At 39.9% G+C, this 10620-nt stretch carries 10 protein-coding genes and 1 pseudogene; all 11 read right to left on the reverse strand.

Annotated elements, in window-relative coordinates; translation table 11 throughout:
- A pseudogene (locus AC075J_RS14080) lies at positions 1-183 on the reverse strand (carbohydrate ABC transporter permease); the annotation flags it as partial.
- The gene (locus tag AC075J_RS14085) at positions 183-1235 is read right to left on the reverse strand and encodes a carbohydrate ABC transporter permease (RefSeq protein ID WP_022380862.1); all 1053 of its coding nucleotides are present in this window, start codon (positions 1233-1235) and stop codon (positions 183-185) included. The gene AC075J_RS14085 and the pseudogene AC075J_RS14080, both read right to left, overlap by 1 nt.
- A gap of 156 nt (positions 1236-1391) precedes the next feature.
- Positions 1392-2633 carry an ABC transporter substrate-binding protein gene (locus tag AC075J_RS14090; RefSeq protein ID WP_416386421.1) on the reverse strand — a complete coding sequence of 414 codons (1242 nt, stop codon included), beginning with the start codon at positions 2631-2633 and terminating at the stop codon, positions 1392-1394.
- A gap of 434 nt (positions 2634-3067) precedes the next feature.
- Positions 3068-3682 (reverse strand): ECF transporter S component, encoded by a 615-nt coding sequence (locus AC075J_RS14095; protein ID WP_008705795.1) that lies wholly within the window; start codon positions 3680-3682, stop codon positions 3068-3070.
- Between the two features lie 250 nt (positions 3683-3932).
- Positions 3933-5105 (reverse strand): NAD(P)-dependent malic enzyme, encoded by a 1173-nt coding sequence (locus AC075J_RS14100; protein ID WP_019160940.1) that lies wholly within the window; start codon positions 5103-5105, stop codon positions 3933-3935.
- A gap of 208 nt (positions 5106-5313) precedes the next feature.
- Entirely contained in the window at positions 5314-7053 is a 1740-nt protein-coding gene (locus tag AC075J_RS14105; RefSeq protein ID WP_022380864.1) for a DUF4179 domain-containing protein, read from the reverse strand.
- A gap of 95 nt (positions 7054-7148) precedes the next feature.
- The gene (locus AC075J_RS14110) at positions 7149-7709 is read right to left on the reverse strand and encodes an RNA polymerase sigma factor (RefSeq protein WP_472253987.1); all 561 of its coding nucleotides are present in this window, start codon (positions 7707-7709) and stop codon (positions 7149-7151) included.
- Between the two features lie 174 nt (positions 7710-7883).
- A complete protein-coding gene (locus AC075J_RS14115; RefSeq protein ID WP_055053475.1) occupies positions 7884-8396 on the reverse strand; it encodes an HD domain-containing protein in 513 nt (170 codons plus the stop codon).
- A 19-nt stretch (positions 8397-8415) separates the two neighbouring features.
- Positions 8416-9498 (reverse strand): helix-turn-helix domain-containing protein, encoded by a 1083-nt coding sequence (locus AC075J_RS14120; RefSeq protein WP_118331402.1) that lies wholly within the window; start codon positions 9496-9498, stop codon positions 8416-8418.
- A gap of 165 nt (positions 9499-9663) precedes the next feature.
- Complete coding sequence (locus AC075J_RS14125; RefSeq protein WP_022379826.1) at positions 9664-9831, reverse strand: hypothetical protein; 168 nt, start codon at positions 9829-9831, stop codon at positions 9664-9666.
- 121 nt (positions 9832-9952) lie between these two features.
- Positions 9953-10573: an MATE family efflux transporter gene (locus AC075J_RS14130; protein WP_476390448.1), complete on the reverse strand. Its 621-nt coding sequence runs from the start codon at positions 10571-10573 to the stop codon at positions 9953-9955.
- Between the last annotated feature and the right edge of the window lie 47 nt (positions 10574-10620).

Consider the following 10620-nt stretch of genomic DNA (forward strand, 5'->3'; position numbering starts at 1 on the left):
GTTTGAAATATTTGTCTTAAACTGTGCAAAGCTTGCACCTGCAAAGCTTACAGGGTTGGCAACAATACCGTTTGCATTCTTAAATGTATTAATAAGTACCAGATAGAAAGGAGATAATATGTACGCTGCGATAACAATCGCAACAGCTGTAAGCACTACCTTTGGAGTTTTCTTCGTAACCATTACATTTCAACCTCCTTCTTATTGGAAATTCTAACCTGAATAATAGATACAGCAGCCAGGATAATGAAGAACAGAATAGCTTTCGCCTGACCAAGTGCATAATTGTTCTTGGAGATCGCTGTATTATAAATATTCAGAGCCAGCATCTGAGTACCGTTTGTCAGATAGTTTCCGAAGAAACTTGTGACAGAACCTGTACCATTTGTCAGAGCCATGTTAACATCGAACTGTTTGAATGCAGATGTTAAGGTAAGGAATGTACAGATTGTAATTGTAGCTGCGATCATCGGAATCTTGATCTTAAATAATGTTGTAACAGCATTTGCGCCATCGATCTGAGATGCTTCCAGTACATCTTTAGGTACCTGTGTCAGACCTGTTACATAGATCAGCATGATATAACCTGCATACTGCCAGATATAAACAACGATGATAGCCATCATAGCTGTGTTTGTCTTTGACAGAAGTGAAATATTATTTGTCATCTTGATCAGTACGTTATTAAATACGAACTGCCATACATAACCAAGTACGATACCACCGATCAGGTTTGGCAGGAAATAGGAAGCTCTGAAGAATGAGAGTCCCTTAACCTTAGAGGTACAGAGTAAGGCCAGCATAAACGCTACTACGTTTACCAGAACCATGTTCAGAACTACAAACAGAATTGTGATGATCAGTGACCAGAGAAAACTTGGTTCATTGAACATTGCCTTATAGTTTGTAAATCCTACAAATCCTGTCATCTTGATTCCATTCCAGTCTGTAAAGGAATAAAACACACCAAGGCATAATGGAATAATAACTGTTACTACAAATGTAAATAACAATGGAAATACAAATATAAAGTTAACGATGCTTCTGTGATGTTTTAATGTCGGGAATAAATACATTCCCAGTAAAATGCCGATTGCACCAATGATCAGCGCCGGACCTCTCCAGCCAGCTCCGCTTCCGGAAATATCCTGGATTAATGATGCTGCCAGTAAAATAATACCGGCGATCAAGCATACCATGGAAATTGCTTTTTTACTAGCACTGTTTGTATTCATTTTGCCTCATCCTTCCTATTTTTTATTTCAAAGCAAAAATCAATGTGTCTTAGACTTTTTTGCGTACCTGAATAAAGGTCTGCCGGACCTTTACTCAGGTATGCAGCGCAAATAAAAGTGGGCGGCAACATAAGCGCCGCCCATAAGTTTCAATTATTAGTTTGCGTATGCACCCTGGATAACCTGTTCCAGTGTCTTAACGAATCCGGCTTCATCAAGGCTGCCAGATGCATAGTCAGCAAATACCTGACCTGTATAGTTCTGTGCAAGTCCTTCTTTCTGCTCTAACCAATGCCAAGCAGATGTCTTTCCAGCAGATACATAATCAGTGATTGTCTGAGCAAATGGATCATCACCAACGATTGTGCAGGACTTGAACGGGCTTACGAAACCAGCTTCTTTAACAAGAACTTCCTGAGCTTCATCTGTTGTCAGCCACTGAAGGAATGCTTCTGCTGCTTCTACATTACCATCTTTATATACTGACCACCAGGATGGAGAGTTTGTAAGGATTGTATCAATTCCATCTTCAAATGCGTATGGAATCATACCAACTTCGAAATTACCAGCTTCTTTATAAGCATCTGCATCATCACCTGTCATAGTTGCACCGATCCAGGAGCCCTGAGTAACGAATGCATATTTACCAGATGAGAAGTTAAGGATCTGCTGATCATATGTACCGGATACAAGAAGTGCCGGATCTGAATACTGATTCAGAAGACCTACAAAGTTAGCGAAATCTGTTAAACGATCTTCGTCAACCTTACCGCCATCATTGAGCATATCAATATAAGTAGTGTCATCTCTGTCAAGACCTGAATCCAGATAGTTTCCAAATAAGTGGTTACCTGTTGACCAGTAAAGGTTAACTGGTTCTGCTGCATAACCTACAACTGCTGTCAGTCCAAGCTCATCTTTCTTGGAATCAATTGTCTCAAATGCTTCTTTGATTGCATCAGGACCTGTTAATGTAGAAGGATCAATTCCTGCTTTGTCAAGGATGTCTTTGTTATAAGCAAGACCGATTGCTTCTGTTGTATATGGGAAACCGATTGTACCCTGCTTTTCATCAACATAAGCTGCATCTGTGTCAGAAGCCCATTCCTGATCACTCATATCTACTAAAAGGTCTGTCCAGTTAGCGAAGTCTGTAGCACCACCGTTTACGAAGATGTCAGGCATATTATCTGACTGATAGTATCCTTTCAGAGTACCCTGAATATCGATTCCACCGCCCATGGATTCGATTTCTACTTTAGTTCCTGTTTCTTTCTCATACATCTCAGCTAATTTCTTTAACTGAGCGTCAACTTCGATCTTACCGTTTACAAGACGAATGCTGTCACCGTCTGCTGCCTGTACGGATACTGCTGCCGGAACCATTGATGCGATCATAGATACTGCTAAAAGTGTTGCAAATACTTTTTTCTTCATTTTCGTCACCTCGTCATTTTTTTAACTGTTTCTTTTTACCTTTTGCGCATAAGGTTTTTTGATAGTTGTATAATACCACTTTGTTTCTGAAATAGCAATACCTTTTTCGCATAAGTTTGAATTTTTTTATCTTTCTTTTTCGTCATTTGTTAAATATGCACAATTTATTTTTTCTATCTTATTACACTATGTCCAAAAAAGTGCTACTTTGAGGTCAAAAAAGTGCATACTCTTTGAATTGTATCCTATGGCTTGTGCATGTTTTTCCTTCGTCAGACAAGTAAAAACTTCTGCGCAGAACATTACGGAATAATTTCCTGTAACATAATAAAACAGCATTTCAGGTTCTGCACCCGAAATGCTGTTTTATTATGTCTTATTCATTTTGTTTCCGTTTATGCTGCCTGTTCTTTTTTCTTACCGGTAACTGTAAGCAGATGACTTTTGATCAGTACCGGACGTACTGCATTGTAGATCACTGCTACCAGAATCACCGAAACAACTGCATTGAATAATGTCGCTACAGCACTCATTTTTGCAAGTGCCTGTGCCAGTTCCTGAGGCTGTCCGAGAATATACTGTTTGTAGAAATATCCTACGATCGGATCTGCCACAACATTAAACGCGAGACCTGCTACAGAGGCAATCACACTCCATTTGAAAACGTATTTCTTATCTGTACTTTCATTAATCTTTGCAATCTTATGTGCTACCAGACCTGTGATCAGGCCAATACAGAATTTCAGTACAAATGTCTTTGGTGCGCCTGTGATATATACAGGATCCATCAGGTCTGCGATTCCCATTCCGATGGCACCGGATAATCCGCCGTATACACCGCCGATCAGAAGTGCTGCCAGTACGCAGAATGCATTTCCGATATGGATGGATGTTGCATCACCGCCCGGTACAGGGATCTTAATCTGCAGGAATGTAAAAGATACATAGCATAACGCAGCCATAAGAGCTGTCTCTGCAAGTTTTGTAATTGTGCTGTTCTGAGTATTCATAATAACTGTCCCCTCTCATATGATCTGATAGAAGGCCCATATCAATAAGCCAGATTGCCTGTTTGATTTTCACTATCAGATTTTTTATATTTTGACGCATCAATATGTTGAAGTTATCATACGTGAAATGTGTCATTATTTCAATGACCAATTTTTTGAATTTTTTAGAGGTCAGATTAAATATTATGCAAAAAGCCCTCCGTCTGCATGCTGCTCACATGAAAACAGAGGGCTTCATTATTCTATTTGCTTAAATCCTTGCTACGCCTGATTTTCTTGCTGCTTCTGCTACAGCTTTAGCTACAGCGTCTTTTACGCGTGGGTCAAAGGCTGCCGGAAGAATATATTCCGCTGTTAATTCTTCGTCACTTACCAAACCTGCAATTGCATATGCTGCTGCAACTTTCATTTCATCGTTAACATCTGATGCTCTTGCGTCCAGTACACCACGGAAAAGTCCCGGGAAGCAGAGTACGTTGTTTACCTGGTTCGGGTAATCAGAACGTCCTGTGGATACCACTGCTGCGCCTGCTGCTTTTGCTTCGTCAGGGAAGATTTCAGGTACCGGGTTTGCACATGCAAAGATGATAGGATCTTTTGCCATTGTGCGGACCATATCCTGTGTCAGTGTTCCAGGTGCGGATACACCGATGAAGATGTCTGCGCCTTTGATCACTTCTGCAAGAGTACCTTTCTCTTTGTTGAAGTTTGTGATCTTAGCCATCTCTTCTTTGATCGGGTTTAATCCTTCTCTGCCTTCGTAAATCGCACCCTTTCTGTCTGTCATGATTACATTCTTAAGTCCCATGGACATTAACAGTTTGATGATAGCGATACCTGCAGCACCTGCTCCGGAAGTAACGATCTTCACTTCATCAAGCTTCTTGCCAACCAGTTTCAATGCGTTGATAACACCTGCAAGTGTGATAACTGCTGTTCCGTGCTGGTCATCGTGGAAGATCGGAATATCACAGCATTCTTTCAGTTTCTTTTCGATTTCAAAACATCTCGGTGCGGAAATATCCTCAAGGTTGATTCCTCCAAAGGATCCGGCCAGAAGGCTTACTGTCTTAACGATCTCATCAACATCTTTACTGCGGACGCAGAGCGGAATCGCGTCTACACCGCCAAATTCTTTAAAGAGTACACATTTACCTTCCATAACAGGCATACCAGCTTCCGGTCCGATATCTCCCAGTCCAAGTACCGCAGTTCCGTCTGTTACAACAGCAACTGTATTCCAGCGTCTTGTCAGATCATAACTCTTGTTTACATCCTTCTGGATCTCCAGACAAGGCTGAGCAACACCCGGTGTGTAAGCAAGGCTTAAAGCATCTTTGGAATCTACTTTGGCTCTTGATACAACCTCAATTTTACCTTTTAAGTCATAATGCATTTTTAAAGATTCTTTTGCGTAGTCCATTTTGTTTTGGCTCCCTTCTGCACTCTTTTTTGAGACGCCTACATTGTAACATTAACTTGGCTCAGATTCTACTGTTTTTCTGACCTTTTTTCTCAAAATAATTAAAACAGCATCTTTCTGTAGAAAATTGGAAAGATGCTGTCTCAGTTATGATACTTTATTTTTTGATATCAGGTTAGGGGCAAAATACCTTTTGACCCTAACATCATTATTTATCTGTATCAAAATGCACTTCTGCGCTGGCAACTGCACGCTCATCCAGGAGTTGTTTGAAAGTCTTGGTCTTTGCTTTTTCTTCGTAGTCATCGGACCAGTAGTAGCCTTTCAGCTCGTCCATATACTCATAGTAGTCACAAAGATAAATATATACAGTGGAAATGTCTCTGTCCTGTATCGCATATGTGTTATTGCTGTTTGACACGCCTCCATATGGCATGATATCTCCATTGGCATCCAGCATAACTGCAAAATACTTTGCTTCCGGATCCTGCATTTTCATAGTGATCTCAAATGGTGTTTTCGTAATGGAGAGAACACCATCTCCATTTTCATCTACCACATTTACATCCTTTTTAACCGTATCGGAAGTATTTTTCTCTACATCTACGTTGAACTTCCAGTCACCCTTCAGTGTCCATGAGTTATATCTGTTATTACCTTCAATTGCCTCAGGATACCGTTCAAAATACTCATTCCACATCTCAGTGAAAAACTGATGTTCCAGATCCTTCTGTTCTTCTGTCAGGCTCTCATAATCTGCATCATCTGTGCTGATTCCATGCTCTGCCATTTTCTGATTATATTCATCCCGCAGATCCTGAGGGATATCCGGGGTAGTATCCTGGTCATCCGGAAGAGTACCCACAATATCTTTCAGATCCAGCTCCATGGCAAACCTGTCAGGTACCTTGATGTCTTTGACATAATCGCTGATTGCCGGACCTCCCACCTGAGGAAGGTTCTCATCACTGTATTCATCCATTCCCAGTGTCTGGGCTAACTTGTCAAAACTAAAGTCCTCAGAATCTACATCAATCCCTTTTTCTTTGAAAAATGCGTTACGCACCTCATAAAATTTTGTCCATCCTGCATCATCCACTGTCATATCTTCTACAGGAATACGCAAAACTCCTGCATAGGTGTTATCATCCAGCATTTTTCCATCCAGATAAGCATTGAACAGATTACTTTTTTCATCCATGTAATCATATTTCACTGTAGAATTCTCGCTGAGCTTAATATTGGGTTTTCCATCAGATGTAATGAATGTATCCGGGAATTTATCCTCTGTATGGATTGTCATGGACAGGTACAGAGCCATTTCATTACAGTATACTTCTGAAAGCGTGACAGTTGTTCCATCTACTGTTTTACTGTATGATTCATTGTCTTTCGTTTTATCTGCATTGTTATTTTCTGTTGTATTCTGATCCTCAGCCTGAGCACTTTGAGGATTACCTCCGTCCTCCTGACTTTCATTAGTATCTGCCAACTCTGCATCTTCTGCAGAATCTGTCAACTGCTTTGCATATTTCGAATAATCACCATAAAATCCCATGGAATTACCGAGCTGCTTAAATACATTTCCAACCAGAGGGATGTTCTCTGCAAATGCCGGATTTGTGATACATACTGTTGAAAATACAGCTGCAGCTGCAGTCAGTCCCAAAGCTGTTTTGTATACTGTTTTGAATTTCTTGTGCGATTTTGCTGTTCCTGTGGATTTCTTTCCGGAACTTCCTGTTGATTTCTCCTGTAATCTTTGCACCATATTCTCTGTATTTTCCGTATGTCCAGAAGCTGCTGCCATTTCTCTGATTCTGGAAAATGCTTCGTTTTTTGCATCTTCTGCCTGCTTTGGCAACGGAAAGTCTGCCTGCATGATTTCCTCTATCACATTGTCATTTCTGTTATTCTTTTCTTTATCAAAATCCAACTTCTTCGCCATGAGCACTTCATTCCTTTCTTGAACTTACTGTTATGTTTCCTGCTGTTACTGATCCTGTTCTCAGATTTTCATTCTGATATTCTGCAAACCTTCTGCTATACCTGTGAATTCTCTGTTTTTCTTTTTTTCTGCTGCAGTCTCTTCTTCTGAATATTATCTTCTGCTGAAGTATATTCCTGCTTTAGCTGCATACGGGCTCTGACCAGTCTGGTTTTTACGGTGTTTTCATTCATATTTAATATAGAAGCAATGTCTGCGATCCGAAATCCCTCTACATAATACAGAACCAGTATAATCCTGTAGGATTCGTCCAGCATTCCAAGCATTTCCTTGAACTCAAATTCCTCAATGGACATATCCTGTCCGGGGACTTCCGGAAGTTCTTCAGCTCTGCTGAAATTTTTGTAGTGTCTGTGGATTTTATTGCATTCATTGATCAGAATACGGATCATCCAGGTTTTAAAATATTCCGGATTCTTCAGTGTATGTATTTTTTCAAAGCAGGTAAGTATGGTATCCTGCATGGCATCTGCGGCATCCTCATCATTATCCAGGATTCCCCGCGCCACCTTGTACATTGCCAGAGAATTCTTTTCCATCAGTTCCAGAAATGCATCCGCATCTCCTGAAATGGAACGTTTTACCAACTGTATCAAATGCTGATCCTCCTTGCTTATATGTTTCTGTAAATGGTTTTCATTCGAATGAAGTTTTATTGTTTTTGTTTTACACTTATTAGATGGGGAAATGCAATGAAAAGTTTCAAAAAGCTGCCACTTTTTTTGTGACAGCTTTCTCAGTAATTGTCATATAAAATTTTATAACTACTGCTATTTCTCTTCTGCAGAATCCAGCCTTTTCTGATACATAGACTTCAGTAAAAATTTTCCTGTCTCTGTTTTGAATACTTTTTCCAGCATATTTCTTACATTATTGCCGGAGAAATTGCTTTCGTCTGCATTAACCAGATAATCAGCTTCTATCATGATCTGATAGTCAATGCCATCTATTCCGTCTATCGTATGGTGATGACTTACAATATAAGAAACTCTGTCTGTAAATTCTTTTGGCAGGTCTGAATCCTTGAAGAATTCTTCTAACAGTGCCGCACTTTCTTCTTCCTGGTGCTTGCCGTTGGTGTTTCCGTATTTCACTCTACAGAGAGGACAGGCAATATCATGCACAACTGCTGTCACCTCCACCAGCTTCTGCAGCTCCGGATTCAGATTTTCGCCCTCTGCGATTGTTTTTGCGTAGGCATATACCTTCATGAAGTGATTGATATCGTGGAGATTCCCTTCTGAATATGCTACCATTTTCTTTATAACTTCTGATACTGTCATGTTTCATTCCTGCCTTTCTTCATTGTATTTTTATTTTCCGTACCTCTGTATTTTTGCTCCACAAATCCTCGCCGATTGCAACACTTTTTTCTTTTATCGTAATCATATACTCGGAATCCACCTGAATATCATAACCATACACACTTTCTTTTCCTATTTCTACATCTTTCTGATTTGCATAATAAGTGAAACCTACACGATAGACATCCGGATGTAAATCAATCTGAACATAATTATATCCACGTATCCAGTCTTCTTCGACATCTTTTTCATTAAGCAACAGTTGCGTCGCAAACTGCTCTGCTACAACACCCTTACTGGTTCCATCAGCATTTTCTATTGATCTGGCAGCAAAGCTCTGCAAAATCCACATCACTAACACAAGCTCCAATACTACAACAACCATAATAATTGCCGGATTCTTTTTCTCCCTGTTTATTTTCTTTATCACCAATCCAAACATATATACTACAATTGCTAGATTCACAACGCACGTGATAAGGGTGGCTTCCTGCTTATGATGTTCCCAGAATCCATCAGGAATCATAGAAGAACAAAGTATAAGAAATATACCTGTCATAACAATTGTAAAAAATCCATAAACTTTTCTGCTTTCCTTATCTTCTCGATTCTCCCAAAGATAATATACGCAGACAATGGCGCCAGCCCCCAGAAGCCCTGCAAACACCGCACCGCCAAAATTTGCATGACCTGAGAGTTTAAAAATAGCAGCAACTATCAGCATTACCGGTATCGCCAGATAACCTGCTATTTTATCCTGCCGTTGCTGCTGTTTTCGTATTTCTTCCATTGAGTACATCATCTCTGTCACTTCTGCAGATGTATATTTTTTCTCTGCTGACTCATCTTTTTTCATCTGAACCTCTTCTGATATTATCTCTGATTTCATCAGTTCCAAAAGTGATACCCCCAACGCAGTTGCCAACGGCTCCATAGTATTAATATCCGGAAAACCAAGTCCCCTCTCCCAACGGCTGACTGCCTTATCTGTCACTCCGATTTTTCCGGCAAGGCCAGCCTGTGTCATGTGCTGTTCTTTTCTTCTCTCTGAAATAAATGCTCCAAACTTTTTTGCATCCACTACTCCATATCCTCCAAAGCCATTTTCTGTCTTTGGTATACACTGAAATGTATGTTTTTGTCAATCTACGATTCATTTACCTTAAAATTCTCTGTAATTCCGTTTCTTCTAGAATTTTCCCGTGTGAAATTTTTTCTAAATAGTATATAAATATAAGTCTATGACTCAAGCTTTTTTCATATCTTTTTCATTCTCTTTCACTTTTAACACTTCTTGTAACAAAATATCAAACATTTCTGCTACTTCCTCAGGCGTTTTTCCACATAAAAGTGCTCCCTGAATTTTTCCACGCTTGTACCCATCATCAACTAACATCTGACCTAATTTAGTCATCTTACCGCCTCCCTGAGTTTTAACTAAAACTAGTATAGCATATTATAGAACAAACTGGAGAAATATTTTAAGTCTTGGTCACCCATATGCCGATTATATAATCCAGATACTCTATTTCATTTTACCAATATCCATACTTTTTACGTTTAACCACAAGAAATATCAAAGTTACCACCACTGCCATGAACTCTGCTACAACAATCGAGCACCAGATTCCATTAAGCCCAAGAATCAGCGGCAGGATCATTACGGAAGCGCATTCAAACAAAAGTGTTCTGAGGAATGAAATGACTGCCGATGTAAGTCCATCATTGAGGGCTGTAAAGAAAGCGGAGCCAAATATGGCAATCCCTGCGAAGATAAAGGAAACTGCATAGATTGAAAAACCATGCGCAGTCATATCCAGCAATGCTGCGTCATATCCTACAAAAATACCTGCCAGTGGCTTTGCCATAAGTTCTGATACTCCAAACATCAACGCAGATGAAATCAAAATCAATGCAGAACTTTTTTTCAGCAAACTTTTCAGTTCTTTTGTATTCCCGGCACCATAATGATAACTGATCACCGGCGCAACACCTGTTGCATAGCCAATGAAAATTGCAATAAAAATAAAATTCACATACATGATCGTACCGTAGGCTGTCACCCCGTCTTCTCCTGCATATTTCATAAGCTGTGTATTATAAAGCATGCCGACGACGGACATAGAGATATTGCTCATAAGTTCCAGAGCAGCCATTGCGTGCAGATTCTAAGCAGTGCTCTGCCGTCCCATTCCGGTCTGAC

The organism is Blautia sp. ZXY-1-C6 (assembly GCF_056339875.1).

Coding starts and splice junctions, on each gene's coding strand:
- AC075J_RS14085 (WP_022380862.1), bottom strand. CDS start 1,235: ATGAATACAAACAGTGCTAGTAAAAAAGCAATTTCCATGGTATGCTTG.
- AC075J_RS14090 (WP_416386421.1), bottom strand. CDS start 2,633: ATGATCGCATCAATGGTTCCGGCAGCAGTATCCGTACAGGCAGCAGAC.
- AC075J_RS14095 (WP_008705795.1), bottom strand. CDS start 3,682: ATGAATACTCAGAACAGCACAATTACAAAACTTGCAGAGACAGCTCTT.
- AC075J_RS14100 (WP_019160940.1), bottom strand. CDS start 5,105: ATGGACTACGCAAAAGAATCTTTAAAAATGCATTATGACTTAAAAGGT.
- AC075J_RS14105 (WP_022380864.1), bottom strand. CDS start 7,053: ATGGCGAAGAAGTTGGATTTTGATAAAGAAAAGAATAACAGAAATGAC.
- AC075J_RS14115 (WP_055053475.1), bottom strand. CDS start 8,396: ATGACAGTATCAGAAGTTATAAAGAAAATGGTAGCATATTCAGAAGGG.
- AC075J_RS14125 (WP_022379826.1), bottom strand. CDS start 9,831: ATGACTAAATTAGGTCAGATGTTAGTTGATGATGGGTACAAGCGTGGA.
- AC075J_RS14130 (WP_476390448.1), bottom strand. CDS start 10,573: ATGGCTGCTCTGGAACTTATGAGCAATATCTCTATGTCCGTCGTCGGC.